Origin of the sequence: Pseudomonas sp. PMCC200344 (assembly GCF_030053095.1) — a bacterium.
In the GTDB taxonomy this organism is placed as follows: Bacteria; Pseudomonadota; Gammaproteobacteria; order Pseudomonadales; family Pseudomonadaceae; genus Aquipseudomonas; species Aquipseudomonas svalbardensis.
On the sequence record NZ_CP125618.1, the window covers coordinates 3278281 to 3294579 of the forward strand.

10 protein-coding genes and 5 pseudogenes are annotated in these 16299 nt (G+C 56.6%); 6 read left to right on the plus strand and 9 right to left on the minus strand.

Features of this window, described 5'->3' with window-relative positions; all coding sequences use genetic code 11:
- Positions 1 to 42: 42 nt before the first annotated feature.
- The 4 genes from QFW87_RS14810 to QFW87_RS14825 all read right to left on the minus strand — a co-directional run bounded on the left by QFW87_RS14810 (position 43) and on the right by QFW87_RS14825 (position 5250).
- Positions 43 to 1161, minus strand: coding sequence for an IS481 family transposase (locus QFW87_RS14810; protein WP_283182018.1), 1119 nt, complete (start codon positions 1159 to 1161; stop codon positions 43 to 45).
- Between the two features lie 174 nt (positions 1162 to 1335).
- A protein-coding gene (locus QFW87_RS14815; protein ID WP_283182702.1) for an IS3 family transposase occupies positions 1336 to 2516 on the minus strand; the annotation gives its coding sequence in 2 pieces (ribosomal slippage) (positions 1336 to 2261 and positions 2261 to 2516; 1182 coding nt in all).
- A gap of 171 nt (positions 2517 to 2687) precedes the next feature.
- Positions 2688 to 3767 carry a tartrate dehydrogenase gene (locus QFW87_RS14820; protein ID WP_283188095.1) on the minus strand — a complete coding sequence of 360 codons (1080 nt, stop codon included), beginning with the start codon at positions 3765 to 3767 and terminating at the stop codon, positions 2688 to 2690.
- Between the two features lie 25 nt (positions 3768 to 3792).
- Positions 3793 to 5250 carry an NAD-dependent succinate-semialdehyde dehydrogenase gene (locus QFW87_RS14825; RefSeq protein ID WP_283188096.1) on the minus strand — a complete coding sequence of 486 codons (1458 nt, stop codon included), beginning with the start codon at positions 5248 to 5250 and terminating at the stop codon, positions 3793 to 3795.
- A gap of 242 nt (positions 5251 to 5492) precedes the next feature.
- Here QFW87_RS14825 and QFW87_RS14830 point away from each other — a divergent pair.
- From QFW87_RS14830 to QFW87_RS14840, 3 genes and pseudogenes are all read left to right on the plus strand, one after another.
- Positions 5493 to 5624 (plus strand): annotated as a pseudogene (locus QFW87_RS14830) (peptidase); the annotation flags it as partial.
- A gap of 96 nt (positions 5625 to 5720) precedes the next feature.
- The gene (locus tag QFW87_RS14835; protein WP_283188097.1) at positions 5721 to 7892 is read left to right on the plus strand and encodes an ATP-binding protein; all 2172 of its coding nucleotides are present in this window, start codon (positions 5721 to 5723) and stop codon (positions 7890 to 7892) included.
- 48 nt (positions 7893 to 7940) lie between these two features.
- A pseudogene (locus QFW87_RS14840) lies at positions 7941 to 8119 on the plus strand (LysR family transcriptional regulator); the annotation flags it as partial.
- 142 nt (positions 8120 to 8261) lie between these two features.
- Here the strand turns inward: QFW87_RS14840 and QFW87_RS14845 are convergent.
- Positions 8262 to 8687, minus strand: a pseudogene (locus tag QFW87_RS14845) (DNA methylase).
- A gap of 593 nt (positions 8688 to 9280) precedes the next feature.
- Here QFW87_RS14845 and QFW87_RS14850 point away from each other — a divergent pair.
- Positions 9281 to 10030: pseudogene (locus tag QFW87_RS14850) on the plus strand (arginine deiminase family protein); the annotation flags it as partial.
- Here QFW87_RS14850 and QFW87_RS14855 read toward each other — a convergent pair.
- The 4 genes and pseudogenes from QFW87_RS14855 to gnd all read right to left on the minus strand — a co-directional run.
- Positions 10008 to 10274 (minus strand): annotated as a pseudogene (locus QFW87_RS14855) (CinA family protein); the annotation flags it as partial. The pseudogenes QFW87_RS14850 and QFW87_RS14855 overlap by 23 nt on opposite strands.
- A 164-nt stretch (positions 10275 to 10438) precedes the next feature.
- Positions 10439 to 11269: an HAD family hydrolase gene (locus QFW87_RS14860; protein ID WP_283184230.1), complete on the minus strand. Its 831-nt coding sequence runs from the start codon at positions 11267 to 11269 to the stop codon at positions 10439 to 10441.
- On the minus strand, positions 11266 to 12789 hold the full coding sequence (gene zwf, locus QFW87_RS14865) for a glucose-6-phosphate dehydrogenase (protein WP_283188098.1): 1524 nt from the start codon (positions 12787 to 12789) through the stop codon (positions 11266 to 11268). The genes QFW87_RS14860 and zwf overlap by 4 nt, the downstream gene beginning before the upstream one ends.
- Entirely contained in the window at positions 12786 to 13766 is a 981-nt protein-coding gene (gnd, locus tag QFW87_RS14870) for a phosphogluconate dehydrogenase (NAD(+)-dependent, decarboxylating) (protein ID WP_283184228.1), read from the minus strand. Before gnd ends, zwf begins: the two co-directional genes overlap by 4 nt.
- Positions 13767 to 14037: 271 nt before the next feature.
- Here gnd and QFW87_RS14875 point away from each other — a divergent pair, with 271 nt between their 5' ends.
- Positions 14038 to 14220, plus strand: a complete 183-nt coding sequence (locus tag QFW87_RS14875) for a DUF6026 family protein (RefSeq protein ID WP_056739988.1) — start codon at positions 14038 to 14040, stop codon at positions 14218 to 14220.
- 198 nt (positions 14221 to 14418) lie between these two features.
- Positions 14419 to 16152 carry a phosphoethanolamine transferase CptA gene (locus QFW87_RS14880; protein WP_283188099.1) on the plus strand — a complete coding sequence of 578 codons (1734 nt, stop codon included), beginning with the start codon at positions 14419 to 14421 and terminating at the stop codon, positions 16150 to 16152.
- Positions 16153 to 16299 lie beyond the last annotated feature (147 nt).

Here is a 16299-nt window from a genome sequence, read left to right on the forward strand (position 1 = left end):
GGACACATGGTGGACACATGTTCGGGGACATGGTGGACGTCTTCAAAGCCGCTTTCCTGATACAACGGTCTGCAAGCTCAAGTCAATTTTGGCAATGCGATGTCTGCTCCAATAGATGTCGTAGATGCCATCCTCGGTCGTTTCTCTGATGGCTATGTGCTCGCCGATGAAGGCCTTTCCAATCGCATACTTGCGGCTTTTCCAGTACATCTCGCCATTGGCCTGAACCTTTCTGATCAAATCCCCTTCGGCGTACTCCAGTGCTTGCCGATGCTCCTGGTATTCACGAGGACTACAGCTGTAGCGAGTCGCTGGAACCTCCATTTCCAATGCTTGATGGGGGCGTTTCTGGTTGTAGATATCGCGCCAGATATCGAAGGCGTTCTGTGCCCCAAGCAGGTCGATGAAGCACTGACCTTGCAAAACTTCAGCCTTGAGGCTGCGGTGAAAACGCTCAAGCTTGCCCTGAGTCTGCGGGTGATAAGGCCTGGAGTGGCCCACTCGGATGCCCTGGCTCATCAGCCAGACCTCTAACGCGGTATAAACCCCGCTCTGATCGCCCCACGGTGCACCGTTATCCATGGTCATGCGCATCGGCAAGCCGTAGCGCCGAAACACGTGGATAAGCTGCTCCTGCACGGTCTGACGCTGCTCGTTGCCACAGGCCGCGATGCACAGCGAGAACCGCGAATGGTCGTCCAATACCGTCAAGGGATGGCAGCGACCATGGCGCATGCCGACATGTCCCTTGAAGTCCATCTGCCAAAGATCGTTGGGGGCTTCATGCTCAAATCGGATAAAGGGTTTGGTATTTGCCGCCTGCGGGTCGATTCGCGAATTACGCTGCAAAATCGCATGCACCGTGCTGACGGCGGGCATCAAATACCCCTCATCCTCCAGATTGCGTTTGAGCTTGCGGGCGCCCCAGGCCGTGTGCTCCACCCCCAAGGCCAGAATCTGCTTTTCAACCGTATCAGCGCAGCGTTTGGGTGAATGTTTTGGGCGCCGAGACTGGTCGTGCAAGCCGTCTGCACCAGAGGTTTCGAACCGGCCAAGCCATTTGTATCCGGTGCTTGGGCTGATATGAAAGCGTCGGCAGAGTTGTCGGATATTGGCCCCTTCTTGCCGAGCTAACAGTACAAATTCGGAACGAAGCTGCATGGTGGACACCTCTTCCCAAGACACAAACCATCTCCTTTCAGATGAGCAATGTGTCTATTTAAAAGTGTCCACCATGTCTCCGAACACCTGTCCACCATGTGTCCGGTACAAACACCCCAATGGGAAGAGGGGAAAGGGAGCCGATCTTCATGCCGTTCAAAACCTGTGTCGTGGTCAACTAATTCCGGACACCTCGATAGGTGATTTTGATGCCATCGCCCGTTCATAAACTGTCGGTGGCAGATATCCCAGTTTCGAGTGCAGCCGTTCGTTGTTGTAAAACCCAACGATGTACTCAGTGATGTCGCGTATCGCCTCGCCATGGTTGGCGTAATCACGTCGCCATACCCGCTCCATTTTCAAGCTCAGGAAGAAGCGCTCCATCACTGCGTTATCCCAGCAGTTACCTTTACGGCTCATGCTTTGCTGCATGTCACTTCTTGCCAGCAGCGCTCTGTAGCTCGCACTCGCGTACTGGCTGCCGCGATCCGAGTGGGCGATCAAGCCGGGTGGCGGTTGACGTTGAGCAACCGCCAGCTGCATTGCACTGCACACCAGTTCAGCGGGCATGTTCGGCGCCATTGACCAGCCCACTACCTTGCGTGAGAACAAGTCCAGCACCACAGCCAGATACAGCCAGCCACTGCGGGTTCGGATGTAGGTAATGTCTGCTACCCAGGCCTTGTTCGCCGCCTCGGGTTCAAATTGGCGGTTCAATACATTTTCAGCAATCGGCAGGTCATGTTTGCTGTCGGTGGTGTGCACAAATTTACGCTTCCAGGCCGAACGCAGGCCGTTGACGCGCATCATGCGGCGAATCTTGTAAATGCCTACTTCCATACCCTTTGCACGTAACGCTTTACGCAATGGGCGACTGCCATAGCAGCCGCCACTTTCAGCAAACGACGCCTTGAGTTGCAGAGCAACGGGGCAGATCGATGCAGGAGCCTCAGCGCGCTTGTTGGCCTCGTAGAAGCCGGATCGACTAACCCCCAACAAACGACACACATACGCCACCGAATAAGCCTTCTGTTGCAGCTGCCGAACCAAGCGGTACGTTACTTCAGCTCGCGGGCAAAGAAGGCGGTGGCTTTTTTTAGTACATCGTTATCCATCTTGAGTTGACGGTTTTCTTGCTCCAACTGACGAATACGCTGTTGCTCAGAGGTCAGCGGCTTGCCGATCCCGGCTTGTCCCAACTTCTCGGCCTCATACTGTTGTACCCAGCGTCGAACGGCCGTATCACCAATATCAAGATCACGACAAACCTGTGAAACACTCAGGCCCTGGTCCTTGATCATCTTTACAACTTCCAGCTTGAAGCTGTCGTCGAATACTTTACGTTTGTCGGTCATGGAGAACTCCTCAATAGGTGCATTTTCCACCTATCGGGGTGTCCGGGGAAATTAGACCACTGCACTGAGTTCAACTCGGAATCTCAGGTCGCAATTTTTCTCAATAACACATCGGTCAGTCCCCTCGCCCCTCTGGGGAGATGAGGGGGCGATTTCAGATCCTCCACACACTCAAAGTCGATCGGCAATCGCCTTCCCGACCTCCTGAGTCGACCCCTTCCCCCCCAGATCCGGCGTAATCGGCCCATCCGCAATCACCCGCTCAATCGCCTGCAGAATCCCGTCATGCACCGCGCGATAGCGCTCATCTCCATTACCGAGAAAATTCAGCATCAACGCCCCAGACCAGATCATCGCAATCGGGTTGGCAATGTTCTGCCCATAGATGTCCGGCGCCGAGCCATGCACCGGCTCGAACAGCGACGGAAAGCGACGTTCAGGATCAAGGTTGGCCGACGGCGCGATGCCGATGGTCCCGGCGCAGGCCGGCCCCAGGTCGGACAGGATGTCGCCGAACAGGTTTGACGCCACCACCACATCAAAACGGTCCGGTTGCAGCACGAAACGCGCGCACAGAATGTCGATGTGCTGCTTGTCCCAGGTGATGTCCGGGTACTGCGCCGCCATCAATGCGGTGCGCTCGTCCCAGTACGGCATGCTGATGGAAATCCCGTTGGACTTGGTCGCCGCCGTCAGGCGCTTGCGCGGTCGGGTCTGGGCCAGGTCGAAGGCGAACTTGAGAATCCGGTCCACGCCGCGCCGGGTAAACACCGACTCTTGCAGCACGAATTCATGCTCGGTGCCTTCGAACATCTTGCCGCCCACCGACGAATACTCGCCCTCGGTGTTCTCGCGGATCACCACGAAATCGATGTCCCCCGGTTGGCGTCCGGCCAAGGGGCACGGCACGCCGGGGAAAAGTCGCACCGGGCGAATGTTCACGTACTGGTCAAAGTCCCGACGGAACTTGAGCAGCGAGCCCCACAGGGAAATGTGGTCCGGCACCTTGTCCGGCCAGCCCACGGCGCCGAAGTAGATCGCGTCGAAGCCCTTGAGCTGTTCGAACCAGTCGTCGGGCATCATTTGCCCGTGTTCCAGGTAGTAATCGCAATGCGCCCAGTCGAGCACTTCGATGCTCAGATCAAGCTGCCATTTCTTCGCGGCCTGCTCCAGTACTCGCAGCCCTTCCGGCAACACTTCCTTGCCGATGCCATCGCCGGCAATCGCGGCGATTTTGAATGTCTTGCTCATCAATCTGCCTCTCCGTGTCTGTGAATTACAGCCCACCGATGTGGAAGGCTTTGACTTCAAGGTATTCATCCAGACCGTACTTGCTGCCTTCGCGGCCCAGCCCCGACTGTTTGATGCCGCCGAACGGGGCGACTTCCATGGAAATGATCCCGGTGTTGAGGCCGACCATGCCGAACTCCAGCGCCTCGCCGAAACGCCATGAACGACGCAAGTCCTGGGTGAAATAGTAGGCACCCAAACCGTAAGGCGTGGCATTGGCCAGCGCGAGGGCTTCCGCTTCGTCAGTGAAACGCATCAGCGGCGCCACCGGACCGAAGGTTTCTTCGTTGGCCAGTAGCATGCCCGCATGTGCTTCGCCGAGGACCGTAGGCTGCACGAATTGGCTGTCGCCCTCGGGAATGCCGCCGCAGAGCAAACGCGCGCCCTGGCTCAGGGCATCGTCGATGTGCCGGGCGACTTTGCTCACCGCCGCCGGATTGATCAGCGGACCGATGGTGACGTCGGCGTCCAGGCCGTTACCGACCTTGAGCTTGCCCACCTCCTCCACCAGACGCTGGGCGAAACGTTCGTAGATGCCGTCCTGCACCAGAATGCGATTGGCACAGACGCAGGTTTGCCCGGCGTTGCGAAACTTGCTGAGCATGATGCCGGCGACGGCCTGCTCAAGGTCAGCGTCGTCAAACACAATGAACGGCGCGTTGCCGCCCAGCTCCAGGCTAAAGCGCTTGATGTGTTCGGCGCTCTGGCGCATCAGCAAGCGGCCGACGGCGGTCGAGCCGGTGAAGGAAATCTTGCGCACGCTTGGGTTACCGGTCAGCTCTTCGCCGATGCCGGCGGGCATGCCGGTCAACACGTTGAACACCCCGGCCGGGATGCCGACCCGTTCGGCCAACACCGCCAACGCCAACGCAGACAACGGCGTCAGGTCCGAGGGTTTGACGATGATCGGGCACCCGGCCGCCAGGGCTGGCGCGCATTTGCGGGTGATCATCGCGTTGGGGAAATTCCATGGGGTGATCGCGGCGCAAACACCCACCGGTTGCTTGAGGGTCAGCAGTCGGCGGTCGCCGCTGGGGGCCGGCATGGTTTCGCCGTAGACCCGTCGGGCCTCCTCGGCGAACCATTTGACGAAACCGGCGCCGTAGCGAATTTCGCCTTTGGCTTCGTTCAACGGTTTGCCCTGTTCGCAGGTCATGATCAGCGCCAGGTCGTCGAGGTTATCGATCATGGCCTGATACCAGCGCTCAAGCAGCGCCGCACGTTCCGCCGCCGGGCGAGCGCGCCAGGCCGGCCAGGCTTTTCCGGCGGCTTCAATGGCGCGACGGGTTTCCGCGCCTTGCATCGCCGGTACGCGGCCAATTAGCTGGCCGTTGGCCGGGTCGATGACGTCCAGAGTCGCGGCGTTGTCGGCGCCGATCCACTGTCCGTCGACATAGGCGAGTTCTGCTAAAAGGCTGGGGTCTTTCAAACGATTCTTGAGCATGGTCGAGTCCTGATCCGAGACACGCTCCAGTCTAGGGAGGTGCTGCGGATGAGGATGCTAAAAGCGATTTGAGGACAGTGTCGGATGCTGAAATTTGGCGGTGGAACGGCAGATTCGTGATCCGTCAGACAAACACAAAACCCTGTGGGAGCGGGCTTGCTCGCGAAAGCGGCGGGTCAGTCGATATCAATGTTGTTGACACACCGCCTTCGCGAGCAAGCCCGCTTGTGTCTTGCGCAGGAATTTTTCATTGCCTGTCAGCAGAGGAAAAAGTCATAGCTGCACACGAGTCTCTGGCCTACGGAATTGCTCATGAGATGAAGCAGATGGTGTTCGCCAATGATGTCAAACACTGGAAAGTCAGTGGCAGTTAAGCGAGCGTGGAATCCAGCGAAAACTGCAATCGATCAGGCAGATTGAACCTAGCCTGAGCCCAAGCCTCGGATATTAAAACCCCCAGTGGTGAACCCATGGCAATCGAGGAAACGTTACTGCGCCAGCGCAAAGTGCTTGCCAAGTTTGGCGAGCTAGCCTTGGCATCAGATGACCTTGAGCACATCCTTGATGAGGCGTGTCGGTTAGTCGGTGACGCGCTCGAAACCAATCTGGCCAAATTCATGCAGCTGCAGGAAGACGGCATCACGTTCTTCGTGCGAAACGGTGTGGGTTGGACGCCCGATGTTGTCGGGAAGGTTCGGGTGCAAGCACGCGAAGGAAGCCCAGAACTGTATTCACTTAACACGAACGCCCCAGTCATATCGACGGACATTACAACAGAAACACGATTCCGCTATCACGACTTTCATATGAAAAACGGGGTAAAAGCCTTCGTCAACGTTTTAGTCCACGGCGCCAATGGCGAACGTCCTTTCGGGATCTTTGAGGTTGATAGTCGAAGTCCTCGCCAGTTCACAGAAAGCGATATCGATTTCCTTCGGGGGTACAGCAACCTACTCGGCGCAGTTTTGAAGCGTTCCAAAACTTCGGAAGCCATGCGTTTAACGGAAAAAAAATTGCGCGAAAGCGAGCGGCATTACCGCATCGCAGCTGAGCTCAATCCACTTTGGCCTTGGACTGCTGATAAAGTCGGCAACCTTATCTCCATCGATCAGCGCTGGTATGAATATACCGGTCTCTCACCTGCGCAGACATTGGAACGGCAGTGGGCTAATGCCGCTTACCCCGCAGACCAGGTATCAATAGCTAATTTGTGGGATCAATCACTGGCCACACTGCAACCTTTCGACTTACAAATCCGCTTACGAAAACATACAGGCGACTACCGTTGGTTTAGAGTCCTTGCGTTGTGTAGTCTTAACACCGCCGGACAATGCGAGCAGTGGTACGGCACAATCGAAGATGTAGACGATCGGGTACAGTTAGAGAGCGCACTACGGGACTGGAACGACTTGCTGGAGGATCGTATCGCTCAACGTACTCAGCAACTTGAGGAGGAACAGCATGAGCGCGCCGTGACGGAGTCCAAGCTACGGCAGAGTCAAAAAATGGAAGCTGTCGGCCAGCTTACTGGGGGAATAGCCCATGACTTCAATAATCTGCTAGCCGGCATAATTGGTAGCCTGGAGCTGATGCAGCGGCGCATCGATGCTGGCCGCTACAATGAGCTAGCCCGATATAACTTTGTTGCCATGACCTCAGCATCTCGGGCGGCCGCATTAACGCAGCGTCTACTGGCATTTTCGAGACAACAATCACTCAAACCGGAACTCCTCGAACCTCGCAAAGTGGTGGCAGGACTGGAAGAAATGATTCGCCGTACGGTCGGGCCAAACATCATTGTGGAGTGCTCATTCAGGGCAACCGATCGCATTAGATGCGACCTCAACCAACTGGAAAATGCGTTGCTTAATCTTGCGATCAACGCACGGGACGCAATGCCCAATGGGGGTAGGCTCGACCTACAGGTCGAGCGATACGTCATCGATGAAGCGTCCTCCTCCGAAAAAGTAATGCCGCCTGGAACGTATGTGAGCATCTCTGTCACAGATTCAGGCACTGGAATCAGTCCGGACATCTTGTCGCGCATATTTGACCCATTTTTCACGACCAAGAAGATTGGGGAAGGTACTGGATTAGGCCTTTCGATGATTTATGGCTTCACCCAGCAATCCGGTGGCCAAGTTAGAGTTCACAGTAGCCTTGGTGTTGGCACCACAGTGACCATGTATTTTCCAGTTAATGATTCGCGGCCTGACGACCCAAAAGGAGACCTGGGCGAATCCCATCAGCCAGAACCATTCGGCAACAATGAAACTATTTTGCTGGTGGACGACGAAGCGGCTATCAGACAGATGGGGGCGGAGCTTTTGTCAGAAACTGGCTATCGCGTCATTGAAGCAGTGGATAGTGATTCCGCAATGAAGCAAGCGGAGAAGCTGGAACACCTAGATTTACTGCTCACCGATATAGGCTTACCCGGATTGATGAACGGGATCAGCTTGGCTGCGGAACTCAAGAAGAAATATCCGCAACTCAAAGTGCTTTTTATCACCGGGTTCGCTGGCGGTGCGAGATTGGTCACGGTCGATGCGACTACTCGGATTCTAACCAAGCCCTTTAGTCTGAACGAACTCAGTTCGCGAGTGAACTCGTTGATAAACACTCTCTCAAATAGCAATTAGCCCAGTTCCCTCTCCTCCTCGGATCTTCGTTGATCCCATTACGGCCAAGGCATCGCATAACTGGAAGAAGAATTTGCACCGCATATTGAGGATGGCCGCTTGATACGAGTGCTAGAGGACTGGTGCCCTCTGTTCTCGGGTTATCACCTGCACTACCGAGCCGTCGCTTGCCAACACCGGCTTTTTCGCTTGTTCTGAATGCTCTTCGAGGCGATGTTTTCTCTTAAGGCAGTGCGTGAGATGGGGGATTGTTTTGGCAAGACGAACCGGAAGCATCTGATGTTTACTATGAGTCGTCTTAGGCCGCACGCAACAGGCGGGAAATCGCTCGCTGAAATCCAGCCGGTCAAATAAAATCGACCTACGCTTTCAAAAAATCACCTTCCCCACCTCCCGCATGGAAATCTCGACGGTCTTGGGGCCAATCCCGTCGAACTCAGATAGGCGTTTTTCGAACTCCTGGCGATTGGCGCTAGCCCCCACGATGTCCATCACCTTTCAAGCGTATTCGTCGTTGAGTTTGTTAGCCAACGCCAGTAAACGGGACGCCGTGGTTTCACGCACGTAGTGAGCCTGACCGAGCATCGCTACCCGCTCTCGATGCGTGCAGTGGGCGAGCTTTCGGGGCGAATCACGCTGATGTTGATCGACGATCACTTGGTACGCCCTTGCGGCTATCCCGCCCTGGATTCTTTTACCCATCAGATAACTGGCGACCAGCCATTTGAACAGGCCCGCTTCGTTCGCATCATCGAGGACTATCTGCAAGTCCCGTGCGCTAATGACCTTGTGCATTAAGCAATCCCCTATGCCAATGTCTCCGGCAGGAATATAGCTCCCAGGACGTCAGCGAGGCTTCGGAGCGAAGCAAGCCGCAGCAAAAGGAACCCCTTAGCCCAGCCTATGCGTAACAGTTGAGTTTAAATAATCTGGAAGTAATCGAATGCATATGTCTGAGGCGTACCAAGTCATGGAAGCTCTGTCGACGAACGACGCGAACCTTAAGATCCACGAGGGCTGGACGCTGATCTCCGTGGTAGTGACGACACATCCTAACGGCCATCTCCACCCTTGCTACATACTTGGTAAATCGAAAACTGTGCACGATGAACACCTCTCAGATTGACCCTGTTCAGCATCGGCCTATTTGCACAGAGCGCTGAAGTAGAGCAAACCTACGGGAACGCCGGGCAATAGATTCAGCAGCGTTATCTTCTCAGCGGACAACTGGCAGTCAGTCACACAAATGGTAAACGGCGCGCCCGTGTTCAACGTGACTTTTTGACAAACCGCGAGAGTGAATTCGGTTCGCGATCACCGGCTGACTTCTGCCGATTGGGTAAACACCACTTACTCGCGCGTTTGTCGATAATTTGAAGGATCCCGCCATGCCAAAGCTCGAACTCGGCGTCCCCTCCGAAGCCGGCGACCTACACAAGGTCATGGTTTGCTCCCCCGGTCTGGCCCACCAGCGGCTGACTCCGGGCAACTGCAACGAATTGCTGTTTGACGACGTCCTATGGGTCGAGCAGGCCAAGCGCGATCATTTCGACTTTGTGACCAAAATGCGCGAACGCAACATCTCGACTGGATGTTGCAGCGCAAAATCACCGCTAACTCAGTTGGCTTTGGCTTGGTCAATGAAGTGGATTCCTGGTTGCGCGGCCTAGAGCCGCGCAAGATCGCTGAATTCCTGATTGGTGGCGTATCCGCCGATGATCTGCTGGGCAGTTTCGGTCGCAAAACTATCGAGATGTTCCACGATTTTCTCGGTCACTCAAGCTTCATTTTGCCGCCACTGCCCAACACCCAGTTCACCCGCGACACCACCTGCTGGATCCACGGTGGTGTGACGCTCAACCCGATGTACTGGCCGGCACGTCGCCAGGAAACCCAACTGGTAAGCGCCATCTACAAATTCCACCCTGAATTCACTAACGCCGACTTTCAGATCTGGTACGGCGACCCCCGACCAGGAACACGGCAACGCCAGGCTGGAGGGCGGCGATGTGATGACAATCGGTAACGGTGTAGTGTTGATCGGCGTGGGAGAACGCTCGTCCAGCCATGCCATCGTTCAACTTGCGTTGAATCTGTTCAAGCACAACGTCGTGGAGCGGGTGATCGTTGCCGGCCTGCAGCCATTTCCCGTGCAACTTCACAACTGGTCAGGTTGAAGGTTTCGATAGTGTGAGCACTTACCCTCAACAGCCGTTGTTTGGCCTCAGGGGAATAGACCACATAACCGCTTTCGATCAGTTCTCCACTGCCTTCAATCTCGGACAGAAGCGTGACAACTTTTCCAGCCGTGCACGACTCCGCTGTGGTCAACAACAGGGAATGCTCGCGCAGATAATTAACCGTAAAGGCGGGAATAGACATAGGACTGTTCCGCGAACGTGATGGTCGGTTGACCGTCTTGGCAATCAATCATTCCAACTGAATTGATCAGTGATCGCGGTCGCACTACTGACTCAAAAAATCCTCACTACGAGTGTCGGTCATTTGGCGTTCGCAAACAGGTGGGGGCTCGCTCCCACAGGGTTCTACGTTGATTTTCGAGGGAGGATATAGCGCTCGATTGCCTGCGCCGCGCCGTCCTCGGTATTGGTTCCAGTGACAACATAGGCCTGGCGCTTCACTGCCTCTTCCGACTGCCCCATGGCGATCGACAAGCCTGCGCGGTGAAACATCGCCGGGTCGTTGCCGCCATCGCCCAGCGCCGCGGTCTGCTCCAGCGGCACACCGAGAAATTCGGCCAGTGTCGCCAGCGCTGCACCCTTGTTGGCTTGCATCGCGGTCACGTCCAGATAAATCGGCTGTGAACGGGAGACCTGTGCCTGACCTTCCACTTTGGGCAGCAGGAGCGCTTCCAGCTCAATCAACAACTGCGTGTTGTTGCTGGTGGCGACGATCTTGTCGATGCGTTCCAGGTACGGCTCAAAACTCTCGACCACCACTGGCGGATAACCCAGGCCGTGCTGTTCACGAGGCACCATTGGGCCGTTCGGATCTTTCAGCAACCAGTCGCCACCACTGAACACCCAGATTTCGATGTCCGGCCGGTCGGCAAACAGCGCCAATGCCGTCAGCGCCGCCGTTGCCGGCAAGTAATGCGCGACCAGCAAACTGCCGTCCGGATTGACGATGGTGCCGCCATTGAACGCTGCCGTTGGAAGGTCGACGCCCAAGGCTTCAATCTGCTGCAACATGGCTTTGGGTGGACGACCGGTGGCCAGGCTGAATAGCACGCCCGCCTCGCGCAAGGAGCGGACCGCTGAGAGGGTGCGTTGGCTGAGGCTGTGATCGGGCAGCAACAAGGTGCCGTCCATGTCACTGAGTAAAAAACGGATGGGAGGCTGCGGTGCGTCGATCATCCGAGGCCGTGCCAGACGCGACCGTCGCGGGTCAAGAGATCTTCTGCAGCCTGCGGGCCGTCTTCGCCAGCGGCATAGCTTTGCACGCTCGCGTCCTGCTGCCAGGCATCAAGGAAAGGCTGCACGGCGCGCCAGCCGTTCTCGATGTTGTCGGCGCGCTGGAACAGTGTCTGATCGCCGGTCAGGCAATCGTAGATCAGGGTTTCATAGCCGGTGGACGGCTGCATTTCAAAGAAATCCTTGTAGGCAAAGCCCAGTTCGATATTGGCCATTTTCAAGGCCGGGCCGGGCCGTTTGGCCAGCAGGTCGAACCACATGCCTTCGTTGGGCTGAATCTGAATTCGCAGATAGGTCGGTTGCAGCTCATCGACTTCGGTATCGCGGAACTGCGCATACGGCGCCGGTTTGAAGCAGATGACAATCTCGGTGTCGCGCACGCTCATGCGCTTGCCGGTGCGCAGGTAAAACGGCACGCCGACCCAGCGCCAGTTGTCGATCATGACCTTCAGCGCGACGTAGGTTTCGGTATTGCTATCGGGCGCCACGTTGTTTTCCTGGCGATACCCCGGCAACGGCTTGCCGTCGATTTCGCCGGGCGTGTATTGGCCGCGCACCGAGTTGGCCAGCGCTTCCTCGACTGACCAGGGGCGAATCGCACCGACCACCTTGGCTTTCTCGCCACGTACCGCATCAGCGCCGAAGGCGGCCGGCGGTTCCATCGCCACCATCGCCAGCAATTGGAACAGGTGATTGGGCACCATGTCCCGCAAGGCGCCGGTGTGTTCATAAAAACTGCCACGGGTTTCCACACCGACGGTTTCGGCGGCGGTGATTTGTACGTGGTCGATGTAGTGATTGTTCCAGAACGCTTCAAACAGGCTGTTGGAAAACCGACTGATCAAAATGTTCTGCACGGTTTCCTTGCCCAGATAGTGATCGATCCGGTAGATCTGGTTTTCCGTCATCACCTTGAGCAAGCAAGCGTTCAAGGCTTCGGCAGTATGCAGATCGGAACCGAAGGGTTTTTCGATTACTACCCTTCTGAACGCTTCTGGCGACTCTTGCAGCAAGTCAGCGGCGCCGAGACGACGCACCACTTCACTGAAGAAACGTGGCGCGGTGGCCAGGTAGAAGACGGCGTTGCCGGTGCCGCTGGCGGCGATTTTCGCCGCCAGCGCTTGATAGGTGCTGTCGTCCAGGAAGTCGCCCTGTACGTAGCTGATGCCTTTGGCCAGCTTGGCCCACAAGTCCGGGTCAAGGGCTTGATCGCCCTTGCCGACCTTGGCGGCCACTTCGGCTCGAATGAAGTCCTCGAGTTTTTTCGCAAAGGCTTCGTCGGTGATGGCGTTGTGGTCAACGCCGATGATCCGCAGCCCATCCCCAAGCAGACCGTCACGACTCAGGTTGTACAGCGCCGGCATCAGCAGACGCTTGACCAGGTCACCATGGGCACCGAACAGGAACAGCGTGGTCGGTGGTGCGGGTTCTGCCTTGGATTTATTGCGGATCAAGCGGGTCATTTTTTCGCAGTCTCCACATGGCCGCCGAAGCCGAAGCGTTGGGCCGAGAGAATCTTGTCGCCAAAGGTGCCTTGCCCTCGCGAACGGTAGCGGGAGAACAGCGAGTTCGACAGCACCGGTACAGGCACCGATTGCTCCATGGCGGCTTCGATGGTCCAGCGACCTTCACCACTGTCAGCCACCGATCCGGAGTAACCGTCGAGTTTCGGATCGCTGGCCAGCGCATCGGCGGTCAGGTCGAGCAACCAGGACGACACGACGCTGCCACGACGCCAGACTTCGGCGATGTCGCCTACGTTCAGGTCGAAACGCTGATCTTCCGGCAGGTTGGTGCTGGCCTTGGTCTTGAGGATGTCGAAGCCTTCGGCAAAGGCCTGCATCATTCCGTATTCGATGCCGTTGTGGATCATTTTCACGAAATGGCCCGAACCGGCCGGGCCTGCGTGGATGTAACCGCGCTCGGCACGATCGTCTTCGGACTTGCGGTCCTTGGTGCGAGGGATGTCGCCCAGGCCCGGTGCAAGGCTCTCGAACAGCGGATCAAGGCGTTTAACCACCTCGGCTTCGCCACCGATCATCATGCAGTAGCCCCGCTCCAGGCCCCAGACGCCGCCGGAGGTGCCGACGTCGACGTAGTGCAGGCCTTTCTCCGACAGGGTTTTCGCCCGGCGGATGTCGTCCTTATAGAAGGTGTTGCCGCCGTCGATGATGGTATCGCCAGCTTCGAGCAAGGTGCTCAGGGTGTCGATGGTGTCTTCGGTCGGTGCGCCGGCCGGCAGCATGACCCACACCGCACGTGGCTTGGCCAGGCCAGCGACCAGCGCCGTCAAGTCGATGACGCCAGAGGCGCCTTCTGCGGCCAGGGTGTCGACAAAGGCGGTATTGCGGTCGTAAACAACGGTGGTATGACCGTTGAGCATCAGGCGCCGCGCAATATTGCCGCCCATGCGGCCCAGTCCAATAATCCCGAGTTGCATGTTCTGATGCTCCCTACTACAAATAATGTGTGTCAAAGGTTATAGCCCAACGCGACTATTGAGGGTTAGTCCAGAGCGCTGGCACATAGTTTCCGGGCATTGTGCCCGATCCAGATTGATAACGTCGGTAATCGCGCCGAAGACACAGCGACCATGAAAAATAAAAAAGTTCCCTTCCGGGGCAAAAGAAATCAAAATCAGCGCCGATAGTAAGTCAGCACCCGATGTCGGGGCAGGTTTACAGTTGAGACAGCCATTTGCGAGGTGAGCAATGGGCACAGTACACGCAGCACTGCCAGCACAAACCCTTTACGTCACGATCCGTCGCGATGAATTGCGCCAGTTGAAAGACGAGCGCGACCAGTTGAAGCAGGAGCTCGCGCAATTGCGCTTGTTGACACAAAGCAATCAGGCCCAGCCTTTGCCCGTCACTCACCGTGTGCCTCACGCCTGATCCCCTCGCTTGATTCGGAAGCAGCCCCCGCTGTTTCCGACCTGCCATCCCCCCTTTTGACAAACCCTGCACTCACGAAGTTTTCACATCCGCTTGTTGATACTCCGGCGCCTTATGGCCGTTCGGTATCCGCGCGGCGCCCGTTCGTCGGTGACAAAGATGTCCCGGCGGGGAAGTGATTATTGGCTGGAGCGCTGAATGGCTTTGTTTAAACGCAGCAATACGTCTGCGAAAGGTTTCGACTGGACAGGATTTCTCTGGCTGTTCCTGTTCTTCTGGTATTTTTCCGGCATTACCCAACTACTGATCCAACTGACAGGCACCTCCGGTTTCACCGGGTTCCGCCAGGCCTTTGTGATGAGCGCCATCTGGCTTGCGCCGATGCTGCTGTTCCCCAAACAAACACGTGTCATGGCTGCGCTGATCGGTGTGGTGCTGTGGGCCTGCTCAATGGCCAGCCTGGGTTACTTCTTCATCTATCAGCAGGAGTTTTCCCAAAGCGTCATCTTCATTATGTTCGAGTCGAACATCTCTGAAGCCGGCGAGTACATGACTCAGTACTTTGCCTGGTGGATGGTGGCAGCGTTCCTCGCTCACAGCGCTTTCGCTTACTTCCTCTGGACTCGCTTGCGCCCGGTGTACATGCCTCGCGGTCGGGCGCTGGTGGCTGCAACGGCGATTGTGATCGCCGTCGTCGGTTACCCGCTGATCAAGCAAACCGCGCGTACCGGCAGTTTTGCCGGCGGTTTCGAGAAGTTCGAAACCCGCATCGAGCCCGCGGTGCCTTGGCAAATGGCCGTGGCCTATCACCGCTACCTCGATACCCTGGCCGGCATGCAAGACATGCTCAATAGCGCCAGCAAGATCCCTCCCCTGCACAATCTAAAAGATTCGGCGGCCAATCAGCCGGCGACCCTGGTGCTGGTGATCGGTGAGTCCACCAACCGTCAGCGCATGAGCCTCTACGGCTACCCTCGGGAAACCACCCCGGAGCTGGACAAGCTCAAGGATCAACTGGCGGTCTTCGATAACGTCATCACCCCGCGCCCCTACACCATCGAGGCGTTGCAGCAGGTTCTGACCTTCGCCGACGAAGAAAACCCGGACCTGTACCTGTCGACCCCGTCGCTGGTCAGCATGATGAAACAGGCAGGCTACAAGACCTTCTGGATCACCAACCAGCAGACCATGACCAAGCGCAACACCATGCTGACGACCTTCTCCGAGCAGGCCGACGAGCAGGTGTACCTGAACAACAACCGCAACCAGAATGCCGCCCAGTACGATGGCGACGTGATCGAGCCGTTCAATAAGGCCTTGGCCGACGCTGCGCCGCGCAAGCTGATCGTCGTGCATTTGCTTGGCACGCACATGAGCTATCAATACCGTTATCCGTCGTCCTTCGATAAGTTCAAGGACCGCAAAGGGGTTCCAGACGGTGTGCGCGACGATCAGGTGCCGACGTATAACAGCTATGACAACGCGGTGCTGTACAACGACTTCGTGGTTTCGAGCCTGATCAAGGACTACGCCAAGTCTGATCCCAACGGGTTCCTGCTGTACCTCTCCGACCATGGTGAAGATGTTTTCGACTCTCCTGGCCACAGCACCCTTGGGCGCAACGAAAGCAAACCGACGGCACCGATGTACACCATTCCGTTCATGGCCTGGGCCTCGCCGAAATGGCGCGAAAACCATGACTGGAGCTTTACCGGTGATCTGGGGCGGCCTTACAGCAGCTCGCACCTGATCCATACCTGGGCTGATCTGGCGGGCCTGAGCTTCGATGAACTGGATCGCAGCAAGAGCCTGGTCAGCGACAGTTTTAAGCCACGACCATTGATGATCGGCAATCCTTATGAGCGCGAGCAAAAGGCATTGATCGACTTCAGCCTGATGAAACCCAAGGCGGTGGCAGTCATTCAGAATTAGTCCTTTCAGGGGCCGGTTCCGGCCCCTTTTGCACTGCGCCAATGGCGCGATTGCGTTGTCCGAAACATTTACAAATAACAATAATTCTTATTAATCGCTAAATCCCTCCTTCCCTCTTCGTCTTTGAACAAACGGAATTTTTTCCTC